Annotated in this window: 14 protein-coding genes and 1 pseudogene; 9 read left to right on the forward strand and 6 right to left on the reverse strand. The window is 70.2% G+C overall.

What is annotated here, in order from left to right:
• The first annotated feature begins 81 nt into the window (after positions 1-81).
• The gene (locus ACFYXF_RS08845) at positions 82-1,494 is read left to right on the forward strand and encodes an MFS transporter (protein ID WP_389348853.1); all 1,413 of its coding nucleotides are present in this window, start codon (positions 82-84) and stop codon (positions 1,492-1,494) included.
• Here ACFYXF_RS08845 and ACFYXF_RS08850 read toward each other — a convergent pair whose 3' ends face one another.
• Together ACFYXF_RS08850 and ACFYXF_RS08855 are read right to left on the reverse strand one after the other, a co-directional pair.
• Positions 1,495-1,980 carry an ASCH domain-containing protein gene (locus ACFYXF_RS08850; protein ID WP_389349014.1) on the reverse strand — a complete coding sequence of 162 codons (486 nt, stop codon included), beginning with the start codon at positions 1,978-1,980 and terminating at the stop codon, positions 1,495-1,497. It lies immediately after the preceding gene.
• Between the two features lie 45 nt (positions 1,981-2,025).
• A pseudogene (locus ACFYXF_RS08855) lies at positions 2,026-2,946 on the reverse strand (NAD-dependent epimerase/dehydratase family protein); the annotation flags it as partial.
• Positions 2,947-3,124: 178 nt separating this feature from the next.
• Here ACFYXF_RS08855 and ACFYXF_RS08860 point away from each other — a divergent pair.
• The 8 genes from ACFYXF_RS08860 (at position 3,125) to ACFYXF_RS08895 (ending at position 10,809) form a co-directional block, all read left to right on the forward strand.
• Positions 3,125-3,556 (forward strand): MerR family transcriptional regulator, encoded by a 432-nt coding sequence (locus ACFYXF_RS08860; protein WP_389349015.1) that lies wholly within the window; start codon positions 3,125-3,127, stop codon positions 3,554-3,556.
• Positions 3,553-3,885 carry a thioredoxin family protein gene (locus tag ACFYXF_RS08865; RefSeq protein WP_389348854.1) on the forward strand — a complete coding sequence of 111 codons (333 nt, stop codon included), beginning with the start codon at positions 3,553-3,555 and terminating at the stop codon, positions 3,883-3,885. The genes ACFYXF_RS08860 and ACFYXF_RS08865 overlap by 4 nt, the downstream gene beginning before the upstream one ends.
• Positions 3,886-3,925: 40 nt before the next feature.
• Complete coding sequence (locus tag ACFYXF_RS08870; protein WP_389348855.1) at positions 3,926-4,270, forward strand: hypothetical protein; 345 nt, start codon at positions 3,926-3,928, stop codon at positions 4,268-4,270.
• Positions 4,271-4,456: 186 nt separating this feature from the next.
• Positions 4,457-6,685: a HelD family protein gene (locus ACFYXF_RS08875; RefSeq protein ID WP_389348856.1), complete on the forward strand. Its 2,229-nt coding sequence runs from the start codon at positions 4,457-4,459 to the stop codon at positions 6,683-6,685.
• 91 nt (positions 6,686-6,776) lie between these two features.
• Entirely contained in the window at positions 6,777-8,186 is a 1,410-nt protein-coding gene (locus tag ACFYXF_RS08880) for a cytochrome (RefSeq protein ID WP_389348857.1), read from the forward strand.
• Between the two features lie 84 nt (positions 8,187-8,270).
• Positions 8,271-8,963, forward strand: coding sequence for a VanZ family protein (locus ACFYXF_RS08885; protein WP_389348858.1), 693 nt, complete (start codon positions 8,271-8,273; stop codon positions 8,961-8,963).
• Positions 8,964-8,972: 9 nt separating this feature from the next.
• The gene (locus tag ACFYXF_RS08890) at positions 8,973-9,668 is read left to right on the forward strand and encodes a response regulator transcription factor (protein ID WP_389348859.1); all 696 of its coding nucleotides are present in this window, start codon (positions 8,973-8,975) and stop codon (positions 9,666-9,668) included.
• Positions 9,669-9,690: 22 nt separating this feature from the next.
• Positions 9,691-10,809 (forward strand): sensor histidine kinase, encoded by a 1,119-nt coding sequence (locus ACFYXF_RS08895; RefSeq protein ID WP_389348860.1) that lies wholly within the window; start codon positions 9,691-9,693, stop codon positions 10,807-10,809.
• Positions 10,810-10,821: 12 nt separating this feature from the next.
• On the opposite strand, the gene glgB is transcribed toward ACFYXF_RS08895, so the two are convergent.
• From glgB to ACFYXF_RS08915, 4 genes are all read right to left on the reverse strand, one after another.
• The gene (gene glgB / locus ACFYXF_RS08900; RefSeq protein WP_389348861.1) at positions 10,822-13,245 is read right to left on the reverse strand and encodes a 1,4-alpha-glucan branching enzyme; all 2,424 of its coding nucleotides are present in this window, start codon (positions 13,243-13,245) and stop codon (positions 10,822-10,824) included.
• Between the two features lie 58 nt (positions 13,246-13,303).
• Positions 13,304-14,731 (reverse strand): maltokinase, encoded by a 1,428-nt coding sequence (locus ACFYXF_RS08905; RefSeq protein ID WP_389348862.1) that lies wholly within the window; start codon positions 14,729-14,731, stop codon positions 13,304-13,306.
• Positions 14,732-14,853: 122 nt separating this feature from the next.
• Positions 14,854-16,575: a maltose alpha-D-glucosyltransferase gene (gene treS / locus ACFYXF_RS08910; RefSeq protein ID WP_389348863.1), complete on the reverse strand. Its 1,722-nt coding sequence runs from the start codon at positions 16,573-16,575 to the stop codon at positions 14,854-14,856.
• The gene (locus ACFYXF_RS08915; protein WP_389348864.1) at positions 16,572-19,094 is read right to left on the reverse strand and encodes a maltotransferase domain-containing protein; all 2,523 of its coding nucleotides are present in this window, start codon (positions 19,092-19,094) and stop codon (positions 16,572-16,574) included. The genes treS and ACFYXF_RS08915 overlap by 4 nt, the downstream gene beginning before the upstream one ends.
• Between the last annotated feature and the right edge of the window lie 95 nt (positions 19,095-19,189).

The following is a 19,189-nucleotide window of genomic DNA, read 5'->3' on the forward strand; positions in this document are numbered from 1 at the left end:
GGCGGGCTGCGTATGGACGAAATCATCAGTCTAGGGGCGAGTAATGGAGGCCGCATGCCGCCTGCGCGCACTCTCCTCCCCATGACGACCGACACGAACACCCACACGCAGACCCGCCCCCGAACCCACGCCGGCCTCGTCGTCCTCCTCATCGCCGAGGCCATGAACCTCCTCGACGCCACGATCACGACCGTCGCCGCGCCCGCGATCCACGCCGGGCTCGGCGGGCCGGTGTCGGACATCCAGTGGTACGGCGCCGCCTACACCCTGCCCTTCGCCGTGCTGCTGATCACGGGCGGGCGGCTCGGCGACATCGCCGGGCGGCGCCGGATCTTCCGGATCGGCGTCGCGGGCTTCGTCCTCGCCTCGCTGGTCTGCGCGGCGGCCCCCTCGGCCGGTGCGCTGATCGCCGCGCGGGCCGTGCAGGGCGCGGCGGCGGCACTGGTCGTACCGCAGACGGTCGGGCTGATCCGGGCCATGTACGACGGGGACGGACTCGCCCGCGCGATGGGCAGCATCGGACCGGTGATGGGCCTGGCGGCGGTGTGCGGGCCGGTGCTGGGCGGGGTGCTCACGCACGCCGGGTCCTGGCGGGCGGCCTTCCTCGTGAACGTCCCGCTGGGCCTCGCCGTCCTGGCCGCCGCCCGGCTCCTCCCCGAGGACCGGTCCGCCGCCCGCCCCCGCCTCGACCTCACCGGTACGGCACTGGTGAGCGCGGCCGTCGGCCTCCTGACGTACCCCCTGATCACCAGCGGCAGTTGGCCCTGGCTCGTCCCCTCGGCCGTACTGTTCGGTGTCTTCGTGCTCCACCAGCGTCACCGCGCCCGTCGCTCCCGCAGCCCGCTCGTCGAGCCGAGCCTGCTCCTCGGCAACCGGGGCTTCCCGGCCGCCCTCGTCTGCTCGCTGCTCTTCTTCGCCACCGTCAACGGCCTGCTGCTGGTCGTCGTGCTGCAACTCCAACTCGGCGCGCACATCGGGGTGTTGGCGGCCGGACTGTCCCTCGTGCCGTGGTCTGCCGCGATGGCCGTCTCGTCGTTGGTGGCGGGCGCCCGGCTCGTGCCGCGTTACGGAGCGCGGGTGATGTACGCCGGACTGGGCACGCTCGGGGTGGGCGCGGTGGCGGCCATCGTCGCGTACGCCAATTCCCCCGCCTCCGGGGCTCGTTACTCGTGGCCGTTGCTCCTGGCCCTGGCCGTCTGCGGGGTGGGCCAGGGCCTGTTCGTCGTCCCCTTCTTCACCGCCGCCCTGCACCGGGTGCGCCCGCACGAGACGGGCTCGGCGTCCGGACTCCTCAACGCCGTACAGCAGTTGGGCGGCACGCTCGGAGTGGCCCTGCTCGGCGGGGTGTTCCTGCGGGCGGGGACGGTGCTGGGCGGGGCGGAGGCGGCGTTCGGGACGGCGGTCGGGCTGCTTGTCCTCACCGGGGTCGCAGCCGCGCGCCTGGTGACGAGCACGGGAGCTGGTGCGAGTACGGGTACGCGCCCGGCTGCCTGATCAGACAGCCGGACCCGTGCCCGGACCCGGACCCCCGCCCGGACCCGTACGCAGGTCCGCCACCAGGCGGAAGCGTTCCAGCACCGCCATCGTCGAGTCGTCCACGGTGAACCCGGGGTCGTCCAGGGCCGTCCGCATCCCGTCGCTGTGCCAGAACCGTTCGTGACCGGCCCGCCAGGCGGCCACGTCGGCGTAGTCCTCGCCCTCGTCGAGCGCGTGGGCGAGGTCCACGTCGGCCAGCGGGACGACTCGTACGCCGGTGACCTCGATGATGCCGACCGGCCGGTCGTCGGAGTCGACGACCACCGAGTGGCTGCCGACTTCCGGTAGGGCCTCGCCCTCGTGTTCGTAGTCGACGACGAGCCCGGTCGTCGACGTCTTGGAACCGTCCAGGATCGCTGCGACGAGCCGGTCGCGCAGCGGGCCGGGGAAGGCGAACTCGGCCTTGGGCAGGCGGGAGGGATCGTCGGGCCGCGTCTGTGTCATGAGGGCACGCCGGGTGGTCTTCTCCGAGACGGAGTCCGCATCGGGGCCGAGTGTCTCGGCGACCGCGCGGAGCAGCCACTTCTGTACGTGGCCGAAGGTGAAACCGAGTCCGGTGGCACGGGAGTTGTCCATGCCGTACGAGCGGGCGAAGGAGAACGGCGAGATCTCGCCGACGTCGACGTTCTGGAAGACGGTCCTGCCGCCCGGGATGTGCAGGGCCACCGCCGCGCACAACTCCTCGGTGGTCAGCAGTCCGTGGGAGGCCGCGTTGACCGGCCCGGTGAAGTCCTGGCCCACCGCCCAGAACAGGAAGTCGGCGATCTCCTCGACGTGGATGTAGGTCGCGGGCCGGTTCTCGGTCGGTACGGCGATCGGTGCGCCGGCCCGGATACGGGTGGCGTAGTGGTCGAGCCGGCCGGTGAAGTCGTCGTTCCCGCCCAGGACATGGGCGACACGCACGGAGGTCCAGGTGTACGGGGACTCCGTACCGTCGGCCGCGAAGACCGCCTCGGCCTGGCGCTTGCCCTCGCCGTAGTGCGTGTCGCGGAACTCCGCCCGGTCCCAGGGGAGTTCGAGGTCGACGGGGACGGTACGCGGATCGACGGCGTCCTCGCGCACGGGGACGACGGCATCCTCGTAGACGAGGGAGTCCTCGTACTCGTACACCTCGATCGTCGACGTCATCACATAGCGGCGGGTACGGCCGCCGGCGAAGACGCGCCGGGCGATCGCCGCCTGGCGGGGGGTGTAGCAGACCTGGTCGACGACGGCATCGAAGGTACGGTCACCGAGAGCGGAATTCAGGGCGGCTTCGTCGTCGCGGTCGGCGACGAGGTGAATTGCGCCGGTGGGCGGGGAAGCGGAACCCCGGTTGAGAACGGTGACCCGGTCTCCGGCCGCGAGCAGCCGGTCGATGAGCCGCTTTCCGAAATAGCGATTGCCGCCGATGACCAATACGTCGCGCATGATGTTCCTCCCCGTAGCGGACCTTGCGATCATAATTCTTCTGGCGTACCAGCCGGTTCCGAAGGGGAAGTAATAGGACATCTGGCCGAGCCACCGTCGGTCGTCCCGGGCCCGCGCGACAGGCGGCCTTGCCTTGACGCCGACGTCAAGGACTACGTTCGTACGCATGCGAATCGGCATGCGGATCGGGGAGCTGGCGGCGCGGGCCGGGACCACCACACGGACCCTGCGGTACTACGAGTCACGGGGGCTGCTGCCCGCGCGGCGTACGGACAACGGCTACCGCGCCTACGACGAGGACGACCTGAAACTGCTCCGGCAGATCCGGACGCTCCAGGACTTCGGGTTCGACCTGGAGGAGACCCGGCCCTTCGTGGACTGTCTGCGGGCAGGCCACCCGGAGGGCGACTCCTGCCCCGCGTCGCTCGCCGTCTACCGCCGCAAGCTGGACGAACTCGACGCGCTGATCGGCGAGTTGCGGTCGGTCCGGGCGAAGGTCGGCGAACAGCTGACGCGGGCCGAGCGGGCCCGCGACGAACTGGCGGCCGAGGCGACGGCGGTTCCGGGTGGCCCGGAGCCGGCATGCGAGTGGGGAGGACGAACACGATGACCAAGGCAACGGGCGTGCCCGAGGTGACGGACACGGACTTCGGGACGGAGGTGCTCGGAGCGGACCTGCCGGTCCTGGTCGAGTTCACGGCGGACTGGTGCCCACCGTGCCGCCAGATGGCCCCGGTACTGACCGCCCTCGCGGCGGAGGAGTCGGACCGCCTGAAGGTGGTCCAGCTGAACGTGGACATGAACCCCCTGACGACGAACGCGTACCGGGTCCTGTCCATGCCGACGTTCATGGTCTTCCGGGCCGGGGAGCCGGTGCGGTCGATGGTGGGGGCCCGCCCGAAAAGAAGGTTGCTGGAGGAGCTGTCCGACGTACTCTGACGTCCTTCGACACGCACCGACCTGGCAGAGAGCTACTCCCATGCCCATGACCACGACCCTGTGGCGGCCGACCGGCCCCAAGGAGCTGGACCTCGTCCGCGAGCTGAACTGGCGTGCCTGGCCGCCGCGGCTGCCCGAGCAGCCGATCTTCTACCCCGTCCTCAACGAGGAGTACGCGATCGGCATCGCGCGGGACTGGAACGTCAAGCACGACGGCGCCGGCTTCGTGACGCGGTTCGAGGTCGACTCGGCCTACGTGAGCCGGTTCCCCGTCCAGCAGGCGGGCGGGCGGACGATCCTCGAACTGTGGGTGCCCGCCGAGGAGCTGGACGAGTTCAACGCCCACATCGTCGGCGAGATCCAGGTGGTCCACGAGTTCCGCTGAGTCCCGGAAACGAAGAAATCCCCCGAGCGATTGCGCTCGGGGGATTTCTTTGCGTATATTCGATGGTTCGCGACTTTGTCGAAGTTTATTCGGTCGGGTCGCGGAGAAGTTCAATGAGCAGAGTATATCCGAGCGGGAGCGGAATTGTCAAACAGGGGCGCAAACGCGGAATCAACTCACGATGAATTGCGGAGTGAGCAGGAATTCGTCGACGGGCTCTACGCCCGTGTCGACGTCCTGCGCGGCGACACCGAGCACTCCGTCACGGACGCGCTCGCGCAGGGCAGTACGCCGATGCAGGCCCGGCTCGAACGGGACGTGCTCGTCGCCGAGCGGTCGGGGCTGCTCGCCGCTCTGAACGCCGTCGACGGGTCGCTCTGTTTCGGGCGGATCGATCTCACCTCCGGCATCACCCACCACATCGGCCGTATCGGACTGCGCGCCGACGACACCGAACGCACCCCGCTGCTCATCGACTGGCGGGCCGAGGTCGCCCGGCCCTTCTATCTCGCCACCGGGCACACCACGATGGGGCTGCGCCGACGCCGGCACATCAGCACCGACGGGCGCCGCGTCACCGGACTGCACGACGAGATCCTCGACCTCGGCGACGACACCCGCACCGGCTACGAGGACCCCTCCGGTGACGCCGTACTGCTCGCCGCGCTCGACTCCGCCCGCACCGGCCGGATGAACGACATCGTGCAGACCATCCAGGCCGAGCAGGACGAGATCATCCGCGCGCCCCATCGAGGGGTGCTGGTCGTCGAGGGTGGACCCGGCACCGGCAAGACCGCCGTCGCGCTCCACCGGGCCGCCTATCTGCTCTACGAGCACCGTGAACTCCTCGCCAAGCGGGCTGTGTTGATCGTCGGGCCCAATCCCGCCTTCCTCGGTTACATCGGTGAGGTGCTGCCCTCCCTCGGTGAGACCGGGGTGCTGCTGGCGACCGTTGGGGAGTTGTTCCCGGGCGTCAAAGCCACTGCCGTCGACATCGCCCGCGCCGCCACCGTCAAGGGGCGCGCCGAGATGGCCGACGTGCTCGCGGCCGTCGTACGGGACCGGCAGCGGCTGCCCGACCCCGTCATCGCGATCGAGCACGACCGAGACGTCCTCATGCTCGACGCCGGGCTCGTGGGCGTCGCGCGGGAGCGGACGCGCGAGGCGAAGCTGCCGCACAACGTCGCGCGCGAGCACTTCGAAGGGCACATCCTCAACACGCTCACCGAGATGGTCGCGGAGCGCATCGGCACCGATCCGTACGACGGCAGCAATCTTCTCGACCCCAGCGACCTCACCCAGATCCGCGACGACCTCGCCGAGAACCGTGAAGTCTGGGCCGCCATCGAGCAGTTGTGGCCGCGCGTCAGCCCGAGGCGGCTGGTCGCCGACTTCCTCGCCGCTCCCGAGGAGTACGTGTCGCAGGACGACGCCGATGCCATCCGGCGGCCCGTCACCCGGGCCTGGACGACCGCCGACGTACCGTTGCTCGACGAGGCCGCCGAGCTGCTCGGCGAGGACGACCGGGTGTCGCGGGCCCGGGCGGAGCGCGAGCGCAGCAGCCAAGTCGCCTACGCACAGGGTGTGTTGGACGTATCCTACGCCTCCCGTACCTATGAGTTCGAGGACTTGGACGCGGAGGACTCCGAAATCCTCTCCGCGCACGACATCATCGACGCCGAACGCTTCGCCGAGCGGCACGAGGAAGACGACCTGCGGAGCGCCGCCGAACGGGCGGCCGCCGACCGCACCTGGGCGTTCGGGCACATCATCGTCGACGAGGCACAGGAGTTGTCGCCGATGGCATGGCGGCTCCTCATGCGACGCAGCCCCACCCGCTCGATGACCCTGGTCGGCGATCCCGCACAGACCGCCGAGCCGGGCGGCGTCGGCGCCTGGGCGGACATCCTCGCGCCGTACGTCCAGGACCGCTGGGAGCACGCCCGGCTTGGCGTCAACTACCGCACCCCGGCCGAGATCATGGACGTAGCGGCTGCCGTGGTGCGGGCGGAGCGGCCGGACTTCGTGCCGCCGACCTCCGTACGGTCGACCGGAGTGCGGCCATGGGTGCGGCACATCGGTCCTGAGGAACTCGCTGCCGCCGTGGAGAAGGCCGTCGGGGAGCTGGCGCCCGTCGAGGGGCGGCTCGCGGTCATCGCTCCGCGCGCGCTGCACGAGGAGCTGGCCGCGCGGCTGGACGGCGTCGAGGCGGGGGCCGAGCCCGATCTGACGCGGGGTGTCGTGCTGCTCGATCCCCGGCAGGCCAAGGGGTTGGAGTTCGACTCCGTGCTGGTGGTGGAGCCGGGGGCGTTCGGCACGAGTGATCTGTATGTGGCGCTGACCCGGGCCACTCAGCGGGTGGGTGTGCTGTATCGGGGGGAGTTGCCGGTGTCGCTGTCTGTTTCTGGGGCGTGACGGCGAGTTCCGTGCACCAAGGGTCACCAAGGCGTAACAGTTCGCGCCATGGTCACCGCTCGTGTACGGCCGGTGCGGTATGCGTGGCGGTATGGAAGCCCATCCCTTCGCGACCGCGCCGGCCGACAGCCCGGCACTTGAGTCGTTGCCTGTGGAACCGCTGTTGACGTCGGAGTTCGACGCCGACCCGGGCGGCGTGTACGCCCGACTGCGGCGCACCTACGGACCCGTGGCGCCGGTGGGTCTGATGGGCGTACCGGTGTGGCTGGTTCTCGACTACCGCGAGGTGCTGGAGGTACTGCGGAACGAGAGTGTCTGGCGGCGGGACGTGCGGTACTGGCGGGCCCGGGCGCAGCGCCAACTGCCCCCGGACTGGCCGCTCCTCGCGGGATACGAGGTGCGGCAGACCATGTTCATGGACGACGAGGAGCATCTCGCCGCCCGCCACACCCACCATGCGGCGATGCGGCCGTTCCAGGACGGACACACCCCGCAGGGCTGGGAGCTGCGGGCGACGGTCTCTAGGTACGCCGACGAGCTGATCGGGATGCTGGCGGCCGAGTCGGGCACGGCCGGGTTCGCCGATCTGGGCGCGCAGTACACACGGCCGTTGCTGCTGATGGTGACGACGAAGCTGTTCGGGTGCCCGGTCGAGCTGGGCGACGAACTCGTCATGGACCTCTGGCGGATGCTCGACGGCGGACCGGACGCGGGGCCGGCGACCGGGCGGGCGCTGGCCGCGATGACCCGGCTGGCCGCCCATCGGCGCGCGCGGCCCGGGGACGACCTGACGTCGTACATGCTGCTCGCCGACCCGAACCTGTCGGACGAGCAGTTGGGGCGCGAGCTGTTCATGAACGCGGTCTACCTCAACGACATCACCGGGAACATGGTGCTGAACACGCTCCTTGAGGTGCTGCGCGGGAACGCGACCGTGCGGCGCAGTCTGTCGGCCGGGCAGCTCGGGGAGACCGTGAACCGGGCGGCGCTGGTGAATCCGCCGGTGGCCAACATGTGCTTCCGGTTCGCGGCGCGGGATGTGCCGTTGGGGAACTTCTGGATCCGGGGCGGGGACATCGTCTCGCCGTCGGCGGCAGCGGCGCACCGGGATCTCATCGCGATCGGGGCGTCCCACATGGTCGGTTCGACGGTGAGCACGCGGGCGCATCTGGGGTGGGGCGCCGGGCCGCACCAATGCCCCAGTGCGGCACGGGAGTTGGGCGGGATGATCGTGACCACGGCCGTGGGACGCATCTTCGACCACCTGGCCAAGGCGGAACTGACCCTGCCCGCCGACCAGTTGCCGTGGCGGTCGGGGCCGGTGGTGCGAGGGCTGCGGGTGTTGCCGGTCCGGTACGAGCTGAGTGGGGGAGTGGGGCGGGGAGTTGGCGGGCCGAGGGGAGAGACCGAGACAGTGGGGGAGCCGGTCGTCTCCGGTGGGGACCGTCAGGTGAAGGGGTTGTTGGGGGCGCTCCGGAGGCTGATGTTCGGCGGGCGGTGACGCCCACACCCGCGGGTCCATGTATCGCGGGCGTATCGGAAACCGGATACGCCACCGCAACGGCCCGTCGTTTCCCATGGGGGCATGGACTCCAACGCATCTCTGCCGACGGCACCGCCCCGCCGCACGCGTGGCATCGTGCTCCTCGGTCTCGCGGTTCTCGGCCTGGCGGGTGCCGCGTACGTCGTCCGGGGGCCGCTCATGATGGCCGCACCCAGGTGCGTGGCCGGGCGGTGGCACGGCTGCTACGACACCTTCAACGGTGTGGTGCTCATGACGTTGGTCCTGATGCCGGTGGCCGCGCTGGTGGCGTGGGCTCTGGCGTACCGTCGGCGTGCCGCCGGGGTCGCGTCGGCGTGGCGGCTGTCGCTGGCCGAGGTGGGCATGGTCCACGGGACGGTGCCGTTCCTGTGGCTGACCCTGATGCCGGGCGCCGCGCCCGGCGTCGCACCCGCCCGGGTGAGCCTCGTACCCCTGCGGGACCTGGCCACGATGGGGACGCTCGGGATCGTCGGCAACCTGCTGGTCTTCGCGTCCCTGGGGTTCTTCGCGCCGATGCGGTTCGCGGCCCTGGCGTCCGTGCCGCGCGTCCTGGCGCTCGGGGCGGGCTGCTCGGTCCTGGTCGAGACCGCGCAGTACGTCTTCCGGCTCGACCGGGTGTCCTCCGTGGACGACGTCCTCGTCAACGCCACCGGCGCGCTGCTGGCCGGGCTGGCGTCGCGCCGCTGGTGGCGTACTCGTACCGCGCATACGCCGGCGATATCGCGCGCTGCCTAGGCTTCGGGTATGCGCGTACTGATCGTGGAGGACGAGCCATACCTCGCCGAAGCCGTCCGGGACGGTCTGCGCCTGGAGGCGATCGCCGCCGACATCGCCGGTGACGGCGACACCGCCCTGGAGCTGCTCGGCGTCAACTCCTACGATCTCGCGGTCCTCGACCGTGACATCCCCGGCCCCTCCGGCGACGAGGTCGCCCGGCGGATCGTCGCCTCCGGCAGCGGCATCCCGATCCTCATGCTCACCGCCGCCGACCGGATCGACGACAAGGCCTCCGGGTTCGAACTCGGCGCCGACGACTACCTCACCAAACCCTTCGAGCTGCGGGAACTCGTCCTGCGGCTCAGGGCCCTGGACCGCAGACGCTCGTACGCCCGGCCCCCGGTCCGCGAGATCGTGGGCCTGCGGCTCGACCCGTTCCGCCGGGAGGTCTTCCGCGACGGCCGCTATGTCGCGCTGACCCGTAAGCAGTTCGCCGTCCTCGAAGTCCTCGTCGCCGCCGAGGGCGGGGTCGTCAGCGCCGAGGAGCTGCTGGAACGGGCCTGGGACGAGAACGCCGACCCCTTCACCAACGCCGTGCGCATCACCGTCTCCGCGCTGCGCAAACGACTCGGCGAACCCTGGATCATCGCCACGGTGCCGGGTGTCGGCTACCGGATCGACGCAGGCAGGGACACCGCCCGCCCCGGCGGCACGCATGAATAGACGCCCCATGAGCAGACGCCCGATGAACAGACGCCCAGGGCGCAGCGCCCGGCTCAAGCTCACCCTCAGCTACGCCGGATTCCTCTTCGTCGCCGGGACGCTCCTGCTCGCCGTCATGTGGGTGTTCGTGCTGCGCTGGCTGCCGACCAACGACCCCAGAGCCCTCCAGGAGCGGTACGGCGCCGTGATCGTCGTCGGCCCCAACCGCTCCGAGCTTCTGCGCGGCTTCGCCCCCGCCGCGGGCACGGCACTGGCCTTCCTCCTCGTCTTCGGCCTCCTGGGCGGATGGATCCTCGCCGGCCGGATGCTCGCACCCCTCACCCGGATCACGGACGCGGCACGGATGGCCGGGAAGGGGTCCCTGTCCCACCGGATCGGGATGAAGGGCCGCCAGGACGAGTTCCGTGAACTCTCCGACACGTTCGACTCGATGCTCGAACGACTGGAGTCCCATGTCGCCGAGCAGCAGCGGTTCGCCGCGAACGCCTCCCACGAACTGCGCACCCCGCTGGCCATCTCACGGACGCTCCTCGACGTCGCCCGCAAGGACCCCACGCGCGACCGGGGCGAACTCGTCGAACGCCTGTACGTCGTCAACGCGCGGGCGATCGACCTCACCGAGGCCCTTCTGCTGCTCGGCCGTGGCGACCGCGGCGACTTCACCCGCGAGCGCGTCGACCTCTCCCTCCTCGCCGAGGAAGCCGCCGAGACGCTCCTTCCGCTCGCCGAACGACGCCGGATCACGCTCGACGTCACCGGCGATGTCACCGGCGGGGCGGCCGTGACCAGCGGCTCCGCGGAGCTGCTGCTGCGGATGGTCACGAACCTCGTCCAGAACGCCGTCGTCCACAACCTCCCCGACGGTGGCACCGTGACGGTCCACACCGAGGCGTACGACGACACGAGCGTGCTGCGGGTCGAGAACACGGGCCGGCACCTGTCCCCGGAACTGGTGTCGACCCTCACCGAGCCCTTCCAGCGCGGAACGGAACGCGTACGCACCGACGAGCACGTCGGCGCCGGCCTCGGCCTGGCCATCGTGCACAGCATCGTCCGCGCCCACGACGGAAGCCTCGACCTCGCCCCCGGCCCAGATGGCGGGCTCCGAGTCACGGTCCGGCTTCCCGGCCCGCTGCCCTAGGAACCGTCGGGGCTACGCCGGGCGCAGCCACACCGTCGCCAGTGGCGGCAGCGTCACGTGGATGCTGGTCGGGCGGCCGTGCCAGGGCTGGGGGTCAGGTTTCAGCGGGTCCGGGTTGTGGATGTCGGCGCCGCCGTAGCGGGACGCGTCCGTGTTCAGGGCCTCGTGCCAGGCCGGGACCGTGTCCGGGACGCCGATGCGGTAGTCGTGGCGGACGACCGGCGAGAAGTTGCTGATGGAGATCAGCGGGGTGCCCTCCGCGTCGTAGCGGACGAAGGCGAAGACGTTGTCCTCCGCCGCGTCCCCGACCAGCCACTCGAAGCCCGACGGCTGCGTGTCCTGCTGCCAGAGGGCCGGGGTGTCCCGGTACACCGTGTTCAGATCGCGCACCAGGTCCCGTACGCCCCTGTGGTCCGGCTCCGCGCCATACGCCGGGTCCAGCAGCCACCAGTCGGGGCCGTGCACCTCCGACCACTCGGCGCCCTGGGCGAACTCCTGGCCCATGAACAGGAGTTGCTTGCCGGGATGCGCCCACATGAAACCGAGGTACGCCCGCTCGTTGGCCCGTTGCTGCCACCAGTCGCCCGGCATCTTCGACACCAGCGAGCCCTTGCCGTGGACCACCTCGTCGTGCGAGATGGGGAGCACGTAGTTCTCGCTGTACGCGTACACCATGGAGAACGTCATCTCGTGGTGGTGGTGCTTGCGGTGGACCGGGTCGTGCTGGACGTAGCCGAGCGAGTCGTGCATCCAGCCCATGTTCCACTTCAGCCCGAAGCCCAGGCCGCCGAAGCCGCCAGGGCCGGTGTGGTGGGTCGCCCGCGTCACGCCGTCCCACGCCGTCGACTCCTCGGCGATTGTCACGACCCCAGGCACCCGCCGGTACACCGTCGCGTTCATCTCCTGGAGGAAGGCGACCGCGTCCAGGTTCTCCCGGCCGCCGTGCTCGTTCGGCACCCACTGGCCCGGCTCGCGCGAGTAGTCGAGGTAGAGCATCGAGGCGACCGCGTCGACCCGCAGCCCGTCTATGTGGAACTCCTCGCACCAGTAAAGGGCGTTCGCCACAAGGAAGTTGCGGACCTCCCGCCGACCGTAGTCGAACTCCAGGGTTCCCCAGTCGGGGTGGGCGGAGCGCAGCGGATCCTCGTGCTCGTACAGCGTGCGCCCGTCGAACTCGGCCAACGCCCAGTCGTCGCGCGGGAAGTGAGCGGGAACCCAGTCCATCAGTACGCCGATACCGGCCTGGTGAAGGGCGTCCACGAGGTACTTGAAGTCGTCGGGAGTGCCGAGACGCGCCGTCGGTGCGTAGAACCCGGTGACCTGATAGCCCCACGAGCCGCCGAAGGGGTGCTCCGCCACCGGCATCAGCTCCACATGCGTGAAGCCCATGTCCCGTACATAGGCGGGGAGTTGCTCGGCGAGTTGACGGTACGTCAGACCAGGGCGCCAGGACGCCAGGTGGATCTCGTAGACGGAGAAGGGTGCCTCGTGGGCCGGGGTCTCCGCCCGCCGGGTCAGCCACTCCTCGTCCTGCCACTCGTGGCGCGAACTGTGCACGATGGACGACGTGTTGGGCGGTACCTCGGTCCGGCGGGCCATCGGGTCCGCCCGCACCGTCTTCGAACCGTCCGGGCGCGTGATCTCGAACTTGTACAGCTCGCCCTCGCCGATGCCCGGCACGAACAGCTCCCACACCCCGGTCGCGCCCAGCGAACGCATCGGATACGCCGTACCGTCCCAGAAGTTGAAGCCCCCGGTCACCCGTACCCCGCGCGCGTTGGGCGCCCAGACGGTGAAGCGGGTGCCGGTGACGCCCTGGTGGGTCATCGGCTCGGCGCCCAGCGCCCGCCACAGCTCCTCGTGCCGGCCCTCGCCGATCAGATGCAGGTCCAGATCACCCAGCGCGGGCAGCAGCCGGTACGCGTCCTCGGTCTCCACCACCTGCCCGTCGTACGCGATGACCAGCCGGTACTCCGGGACGCCCCGCAGCGGCAGCGCACGCGAGAAGAAACCGTCCCCGTCGTCGTGCAGCTCGGTCCGCAGATCCCCGGACACGACGGTCACCGACAGTGCGTACGGCCGCAGCACCCGAAACGCGACCCCGCCCGGCAGCTCGTGCGCGCCCAGGACGGAGTGCGGATCGTGATGTGTGCCGGCCAGCAGCCGCTCGCGGTCGGAGGCGTCCATCGCGGGGGAGGCGAGGGGGACGACGGCCACGGCGTCCTCGGGGGCGGGGCCTTCGTAGGCAGGGCTCTGGGGAGCGGACTCGACCGGCTGCGGGGCGGGCTCCTGCGGTGCCGATTTCGCCTTCAATTCCGCCTCCGGCTTCTTCTGCTCCAACTTCTTCGCCGCCTTCGTCTTCCCGTTCTTCTTCTCGGGATCCTTCTTCGCGGACGTCTTCTTCTTGGGGCCGCTGGACGGGTGGCGCGGGGTCACGGGCGGGGGCCTCCGAGGATGAGGTGGAACCGGGCGGGGCGGGGAGCGAGGCGGGAGGTCAGTCGGGTGCGGCCAGCCGGTGTACCGCCGACATCGGCACCGGCAGCCAGTCGGGGCGGTGTCGTGCCTCGTACACCACCTCGTACACCGCCTTGTCCGTCTCGTACGCCCGTAGCAGCACCGGATCGGTACGCGGGTCCCGGCCGCTGGTCTCCGCGTACCCGGCGCAGTACGCGGCCCGGCAGATCGCCGCCCAGCCGGGATGGTGGGGGCGGAGCGAGTGGGCCGCGTAGTCGAAGGAGCGGAGCATGCCCGCGATGTCCCGGGCCGGGGGCTGCGGCAGCCGCCGTTCCGCGAGCGGCTTCGACGGTTCGCCCTCGAAGTCGATCAGCGACCACTCACCGGACGGCGACCGCAGACACTGCCCGAGGTGCAGATCCCCGTGGATCCGCTGCGCCGTCCAGGTCTGGCCCTCGGCGGCGAGGTCGGCCAGCGCCTCGTACGCCGAGCGCAGACCGGGCCCGTACGGATGCAGGGCCGGCACCGCCTGGATCGCCGCGTCCAGGCGCTCGATCATGCCGTCGACCAGCGGGCGCAGCTGCGCGTGCCCCAGGGTCACGGTCGGCAGAGCGCGGGCGAGCGCCAGATGCACCTCGGCGGTGGCCCGCCCGAGCGCCCGCGCCTCCTCGCTGAAGTCCTCCCCCTTGGCCAGCTCGCGCAACGCCAGCTCCCAGCCGTCGGCGGCACCCCGTACGAAGGGCTGGAGGACGCCGAGTACGTAGCTGTCCTCGGCGCTCGCGGCCATGTCGTGGTGGGTCTGGGTCGCCTCGGGGTCGTCGGCGCGTATCCACGCCACCGGAGCCGGGACCCGGGGGCAGGCTTCGCGGGCCAGCGCCAGCGGCAGCTCCAGGTCGGGGTTGACACCCGGTACGACCCGGCGGAGCAGTTTCAGGATGAACGTATCTCCGTAGACGATCGACGAGTTGGACTGCTCCGAGGTCACCACCCGGGCCACCAGCCCCACCGGTATCTCGCCCTCACCGTCGTCACCCTCGCCGCTCCCGTCCCGGTCGAAGCGCAGGGCGCCGATCCGGGCCCGGGTGCGCATCGCCTCCAGGAGCACTTCGGCCGGCCGGGCGTCGTACAGGGCGTCGTACACCGTGCGTCCGGTCAGCGGGCCCCGGTCCACATGGCCGATCAGCGCGGGCGCCAGCCGGGGCGGCAGCGCCTCGCGTATGCCTATGAGGAGCTGGTAGCAGTCCCCTGGGCCCTGCGCGGGCTGATGGGCGCGTACGAGGAGGTGGTACAGGCCCAGCTGTGCCGTGACCGGCAGCAGTTCGGTGGCCGCCACCAGGGAGAACCCGGTGACCGGGCGTCCTTTGCCGGCGAACCAGCGCTGTCTCGGCAGCCATTCCCGCAGCAGCGGATCAAGGGACACGAGGAGGTCGGGACTTGTCGTGGCGGAGCGGGTGGCGGCTTCCGACATGGCGTCGCGTCCTTTCCCCGGAGGCGGGGTGTGACTGATGCGTGCCCCGGGCGGGACGGGAGAAACCGGCCCGCCGGGGTTCGGCACATATGACCACGCGTACTACATGGTGACCACGTGTACTACTTGGTGTCCTTCGTGGCGTCCTTCGCGTCCTTGCGCAGCCTGAACCAGTAGAACCCATGACCGGCGAGGGTGAGCAGGTACGGGAGTTCACCGATCGCGGGGAAGCGGACTCCGCCGATCAGCTCGACCGGGTGGGCGCCGTTGAAGGCCTGGAGGTCCAGCTCCGTCGGCTGGGCGAAGCGGGAGAAGTTGTGGACGCACAGGACGAGGTCGTCCTTGTGTTCGCGCAGGAAGGCGATCACGGCCGGGTTGGAGGAGGGCAGTTCGGTGTACGAGCCGAGCCCGAACGCCGGATTCTGCTTCCGGATCTCGATCATGCGCCGGGTCCAGTGCAGGAGCGAGGACGGCGACGACATCGACGCTTCGACGTTGGTGACCTGGTAGCCGTAGACCGGGTCCATGATCGTGGGCAGGAAGAGACGGCCCGGGTCGCAGGAGGAGAAGCCTGCGTTCCTGTCCGGGGTCCACTGCATCGGCGTACGCACCGCGTCGCGGTCGCCCAGCCAGATGTTGTCGCCCATGCCGATCTCGTCGCCGTAGTAGAGGATCGGCGAGCCGGGCAGCGACAGCAGCAGGGCGGTGAACAGCTCGATCTGGTTGCGGTCGTTGTCCAGGAGCGGGGCCAGCCGCCGCCGGATGCCGATGTTGGCGCGCATACGCGGGTCCTTCGCGTATTCGGCCCACATGTAGTCGCGTTCCTCGTCGGTGACCATTTCGAGGGTCAGCTCGTCGTGGTTGCGCAGGAAGATGCCCCACTGGCAGTTCGAGGGAATGGCCGGGGTCTTCGCGAGGATCTCCGAGACCGGATAGCGCGACTCCCGCCGGACGGCCATGAAGATGCGCGGCATGACCGGGAAGTGGAACGCCATGTGGCACTCGTCGCCGCCACTCCGATAGTCGCCGAAGTAGTCGACGACGTCCTCGGGCCACTGGTTCGCCTCCGCCAGCAGCACGGTGTCCGGGTAGTGGGCGTCGATCTCTTTGCGCACATGCTTCAGGAAGTCGTGCGTCGCCGGGAGGTTCTCGCAGTTGGTGCCCTCGGCCTGGTAGAGGTACGGGACCGCGTCCAGGCGGAAGCCGTCGATGCCCAGGTCGAGCCAGAACCGCAGTGCGGAGATGATCTCCTCCTGGACCGCCGGGTTCTCGTAGTTGAGGTCCGGTTGGTGGGAGAAGAAGCGGTGCCAGTAGTACTGCTTGCGGACCGGGTCGAAGGTCCAGTTGGAGGCCTCGGTGTCGACGAAGATGATCCGGGCGTCCTGGTACTGGTCGTCCTTGTCGGCCCAGACGTAGTAGTCGCCGTACGGGCCTTCGGGGTCGTTTCTCGACTCCTGGAACCACGGGTGCTGATCACTGGTGTGGTTCATGACGAAGTCGATGATGACGCGCATGCCGCGTTGGTGGGCGGCGTCGACGAACTCGACGAAGTCGGCGAGGTCACCGAATTCGGGGAGGACGGCGGTGTAGTCGGAGACGTCGTAGCCCCCGTCCCTCAAGGGTGACTTGAAGAAGGGCGGCAGCCAGAGGCAGTCGATGCCGAGCCACTGGAGGTAGTCGAGTTTGGCGGTGATGCCCTTGAGGTCGCCGACTCCGTCGCCGTTGCTGTCCTGGAAGGAGCGGACGAGGACCTCGTAGAAGACGGCGCGTTTGAACCACTCGGGGTCCCGGTCCTTGGCGGGAGTGTCCTCGAAGGTGTCCGGGACAGGCTCATTGACGATCATGTTGTGGGTGACCCTCCGATCTGCGGGGTGGACGGTCGCAGGACGGTCAGGATGTGCGCGGGGCGAGTGCCCGGTTCCAGGCGCACATAGTTCGTCCTGCCCCATGGGTAGGTCTCGCCGGTCAGCTCGTCGCGTACCGGCACGGACTCGTGCCAGTCCAGGCCGAGTTGCGGCATGTCCAACGAGACCGTCGCCTCCTGGGTGTGGTGAGGGTCGAGGTTCACGACCACCAGAACCGTGTTCGATCCCCGGCGTTTCGAGTAGACGATCACCGCCTCCTGATCCGCGTGGTGGAAATGGAGGTCGCGCAGCTGCCGCAGGGCCGGGCTGCGCCGTCGGATCGCGTTGAGCGTGGCTATCAATGGCGCGATGCTACGTCCGTCACGTTCCGCCGACTCCCAATCACGGGTACGCAGTTGGTATTTCTCGGAGTCCAGGTATTCTTCGCTGCCCTCGCGCAGAGGGGTGTTCTCGCAGAGTTCGTAGCCGCTGTAGACGCCCCAGGTGGGGGAGAGGGTGGCGGCCAGGACGGCGCGGGCCTCGAATGCCGGACGCCCGCCCTGCTGAAGGTACGCGTGGAGGATGTCGGGGGTGTTGACGAAAAAGTTCGGGCGCATGTACGCGGCCGGGTCACCGGACAGTTCGGTGAGGTATTCGGTGAGTTCGGGTTTGGTGGTGCGCCAGGTGAAGTAGGTGTAGGACTGCTGGAAGCCGGTCTGGGCGAGGGTGTGCATCATCGCGGGCCGGGTGAAGGCCTCGGCGAGGAAGATGACGTCGGGGTCGGTGCGGTTGATGTCCGCGATGACCTGTTCCCAGAAGACGACGGGTTTGGTGTGCGGGTTGTCGACGCGGAAGATCCGCACGCCGTGGTCCATCCAGTGCCGCAGGACGCGCACCGTCTCCGCGATGAGGCCGGGGAGGTCGGCGTCGAAGGCGATGGGGTAGATGTCCTGGTACTTCTTCGGCGGGTTCTCCGCGTACGCGATCGTGCCGTCCGGGCGGTGGTGGAACCACTGGGGGTGTTTCTGCACCCAGGGGTGGTCGGGGGAGCACTGGAGGGCGAAGTCGAGGGCGATCTCCAGGCCGTGGCGGGCGGCCTCGGCGACGAAGAAGTCGAAGTCGTCCAGGGTGCCGAGGTCGGGGTGGACGGCGTCGTGCCCGCCGGCCTCGGAACCGATCGCCCACGGCACGCCGACATCCTCCGGGGTGGCGGAGAGGGTGTTGTTGGGGCCTTTGCGGAAGGTGTGGCCGATGGGGTGGATCGGGGGGAGGTAGAGGACGTCGAAGCCCATCGCGGCGATCGACGCCAGCCGCCGCGCGGCGGTGCGGAACGTCCCGTGCGGCTGCGCGGGCGTCCCCTCGGAGCGGGGGAAGAACTCGTACCAGGCCCCGTACAGGGCCCGCTCCCGCTCCACGACGAGCTTCAACGGCTCACTCACGGTGACCAGTTCACGCAGGGGATGCCGGCGCAGCACCTTGTTCACGGCTGGTGTGAGGGCCGCCGCGAGCCGGGCCGCCGGTGGGCGTTCGGTGTCCCGGAGGGCCTCGGCGGCGGTCAGGATCACCTCCCGCTTGCCCTTGTTCTTCGGTACGCCGGTGGCGGCACGCTCGTACAGCTGCGCGCCTTCCTCCAGCACCAGCTCCGTGTCGATCCCGGCCGGGATCTTGATCCCCGCGTGGTGCCGCCAGGTGCTGATCGGATCGCCCCACGCCTCCACGGTGTACGTCCACTCACCGGGCGCGTCGGCCTCGACGGTGGCGCCCCAGCGGTCGGTGCCCGGGGCGAGCTCACTCATCGGCGTCCAACGGCCGGCGCGGCCCTTCGGATCCCGGAGCACGACGTTCGCGGCGACGGCGTCATGGCCCTCGCGGAACACGGTGGCCGACACCTCGAAGGCCTCCCCGACCACTGCCTTGGCCGGGCGCCGCCCGTTCAGGACGAGGGGACGTACGTCCAGGACGGGGATACGGCCGACTGCGGTGTCCTCGGTGAGGGGGGCGGGAACGGAGAGGGGCCGGGGTTCCGGGGCCGGACTCGTGACCCGCGTGGGGTTCGCGGTCGACGGGGCGGCGGCGGGAGGCGTCTTCGAGGCGCGTTGGCCGGTGGTGGCCGGGGTGTTCGACGTCGGTCGACTCCCCCCGGCCGGGGTGTCCTCGGGCGGCGGAGCGGCGGCGAGGGGTGTGTCCGGGTCTGTCGAAGCAGCGCCGGAGGGCGTGTCGGGGGCGGCCGACGCGGTGCTTGAGGGCGTGCCGGGGGCTGCCGGAGCGGTGGTCGGCGGTGTGTCCGGGGGTGTCGGACCGGCGCTGGAGGGTTTCTCCGGAGCTGTGGCCCGTGCAACGAAGGACGTCTCCGGAGCCGTGGACCGAGCGGCGGAGGGCGTCTTCGGGGCCGGGGAGGGTTTCTCCGGGGCAGGGGAGGGTGTCCCCTGATGTGCTGCCGGCGGGACGGGGGTGTCCGTCGGGGGTATGCCGGTGGTGGTGGGGGTCGGGGGTGGTGCCGAGTGGTGCGTGGCGGGCATGACCGCTCCTGTCCGCGTCAACGTGGGTGGGCGGATGGATGTGGGGAGGGGTGTCCAGCGGGGCGTACTGAGTCGTGTACCGGGGGAGCCTTCCC

The organism is Streptomyces sp. NPDC002680 (assembly GCF_042889145.1).
Classification (GTDB): domain Bacteria; phylum Actinomycetota; class Actinomycetes; order Streptomycetales; family Streptomycetaceae; genus Streptomyces; species Streptomyces adonidis.

Coding starts and splice junctions, on each gene's coding strand:
- ACFYXF_RS08845 (WP_389348853.1), top strand. CDS start 82: ATGACGACCGACACGAACACCCACACGCAGACCCGCCCCCGAACCCAC.
- ACFYXF_RS08850 (WP_389349014.1), bottom strand. CDS start 1,980: ATGACACAGACGCGGCCCGACGATCCCTCCCGCCTGCCCAAGGCCGAG.
- ACFYXF_RS08860 (WP_389349015.1), top strand. CDS start 3,125: ATGCGGATCGGGGAGCTGGCGGCGCGGGCCGGGACCACCACACGGACC.
- ACFYXF_RS08865 (WP_389348854.1), top strand. CDS start 3,553: ATGACCAAGGCAACGGGCGTGCCCGAGGTGACGGACACGGACTTCGGG.
- ACFYXF_RS08870 (WP_389348855.1), top strand. CDS start 3,926: ATGCCCATGACCACGACCCTGTGGCGGCCGACCGGCCCCAAGGAGCTG.
- ACFYXF_RS08880 (WP_389348857.1), top strand. CDS start 6,777: ATGGAAGCCCATCCCTTCGCGACCGCGCCGGCCGACAGCCCGGCACTT.
- ACFYXF_RS08885 (WP_389348858.1), top strand. CDS start 8,271: ATGGACTCCAACGCATCTCTGCCGACGGCACCGCCCCGCCGCACGCGT.
- ACFYXF_RS08890 (WP_389348859.1), top strand. CDS start 8,973: ATGCGCGTACTGATCGTGGAGGACGAGCCATACCTCGCCGAAGCCGTC.
- ACFYXF_RS08895 (WP_389348860.1), top strand. CDS start 9,691: ATGAACAGACGCCCAGGGCGCAGCGCCCGGCTCAAGCTCACCCTCAGC.
- ACFYXF_RS08905 (WP_389348862.1), bottom strand. CDS start 14,731: ATGTCGGAAGCCGCCACCCGCTCCGCCACGACAAGTCCCGACCTCCTC.
- treS (WP_389348863.1), bottom strand. CDS start 16,575: ATGATCGTCAATGAGCCTGTCCCGGACACCTTCGAGGACACTCCCGCC.
- ACFYXF_RS08915 (WP_389348864.1), bottom strand. CDS start 19,094: ATGCCCGCCACGCACCACTCGGCACCACCCCCGACCCCCACCACCACC.